This is a genomic window from Stutzerimonas kunmingensis, from assembly GCF_014764705.1.
Lineage (GTDB): Bacteria > Pseudomonadota > Gammaproteobacteria > Pseudomonadales > Pseudomonadaceae > Stutzerimonas.
On the sequence record NZ_JACXXG010000078.1, the window covers coordinates 1 to 1676 of the forward strand.

Here is a 1676-nt window from a genome sequence, read left to right on the forward strand (position 1 = left end):
GTGGTGCTGAAACCTGTCAAAAAGGCCTGAAGTCAGGCCTTGTGTGGACTCCGTTAGGCCAAAGCGCTTGAAAAAGCGCCAAACCGGACGGGTTGGGGCAGTTGAAGCCGAGTTTTTCAACGGCCTGCTAGTGCTGCCTGGTATTGACCAGGTCGCTGTGCTGGCGCCACTGGCGGGGGCTTACGCCGAACCATCGGCGGAACGCACGGGAAAAGGCACTGGTTTCCGAATAGCCCAGCAAGGGGGCTAGCTCCGATATGGGCAGCTGCTGCTGGCGCATATAGTAGGTCGCCATTTCCTGGCGCTGCTTGTCCACCAGCGCAGAGAAAGTCAGGCCCTGCTCGCGCAAGCGGCGCTGTAGCGACCAACTGGTCATGCCGATCTGCTCGGCGATATCCTCCAACCCCGGCTCGCCCAGCACCAGGCGCTGGCGAATATGTGCGCGTGCATCATCGACGACGTCAGGTTCATCGCGGCCCGCCAGGCTGAGCTGGCGCAGGGAATCCTGCATGACCATCAGCAGCATCGGATCGCTGTCCGGCATGGCACGGTTCAGGCCGACCTTGGGGATCAGCAGCGAGTTGTACGGTTGCTCGAAGTAGACCGGCGCATCGAAGACCTTGCTGTGCTCGTGCCAATCCGCAGGGCGCGGGTGTTCGAAGTGCACCGCCCGTGGCGCCCATTGGCTGCCGAGCACGTGACGGATCAGGTTGCGGGCCATGCCCAGCGTTAGCTCTGCATCCTGTCTCCGCCAGAGGATGGCGCCGTGACGGACCTGATAGTCGAAGCGATAGCAGTCCCCGTCATCGACCAGGCGGATCAGGCTGTTGCGCTGGTGCAGTGGGAAGGCGCGGGCGAAGTTGATCAGCGCCTGCTCGACGGTTGCCGAACATAGCCCGATATAGCCCAGTAACCCCAAAGCCTGCGGCTTGAACTGCTGGCCATAGTACAGACCGAAGTTGTCGCAGCCCGATTGGCGCGCCGCCTCTTCCAGTACTTGGCAGTAGTTGGGCAGCGCCAGGCTTAGCGTCGGATGCTGCAGCAATTGCGCATCAATGCCCGACACTCCAAGCACCCGCTCGGGGTCTCCGCCTTGCTTCTCGATAAAGCCGCACAGGCCGCTGGCGGCTGCGGCCAGCACGCCGACATGTCTTTGCCCGCTGGTGACAAGCGCCAGGCCGGCTGGCGCATCTGTCTGCTCGAATAAGGAACTCATCGAAGTCTCCACCAACCGTAATCTCGCAATCTGAAGCCAAGCCCCGTGCGCTTCGTGCGGGGCACTGGATAGCCGCGCAAACGTGCCCCAAGAGCATCACGCCAAAACGCGCATCAAAATAAAGCAGGCGTCTGAGCCCTGCGACATTACGCCACGAAGTTGACCGTCGACGACAGTAGAGCTCCGTCTGGGGTCAAGTCGCGCTCATGAAACTGACTCATGATCAACGTGAGCCGTGTCGAGATTCGGCCAGTGCACTAATTATTACAAGAGTTCGTTCGGAGGATTCCCATGATCTACGCCCAACCCGGCACCGTAGGCGCCGTCGTATCGTTCAAGCCGCGCTACGGCAATTACATTGGTGGTGAATTCGTGCCGCCGGTCAAAGGCGAATACTTCGTCAACACCTCGCCGGTCAATGGTGAAGTGATTGCCGAATTCCCGCGTTCGGGTGCCGAGG

The 1676-nt window shown here is 60.8% G+C and carries 1 protein-coding gene and 1 pseudogene; one reads left to right on the plus strand and one right to left on the minus strand.

Annotated features, from left to right (window positions below; translation table 11 throughout):
- Nucleotides 1-127: 127 nt before the first annotated feature.
- On the minus strand, nucleotides 128-1216 hold the full coding sequence (qhpR, locus tag IEG05_RS22965; RefSeq protein WP_046620640.1) for an AraC-like transcriptional regulator QhpR: 1089 nt from the start codon (nucleotides 1214-1216) through the stop codon (nucleotides 128-130).
- Nucleotides 1217-1507: 291 nt separating this feature from the next.
- Between qhpR and IEG05_RS22970 the strand changes: the two are divergent.
- Nucleotides 1508-1676, plus strand: a pseudogene (locus tag IEG05_RS22970) (aldehyde dehydrogenase family protein); the annotation flags it as partial.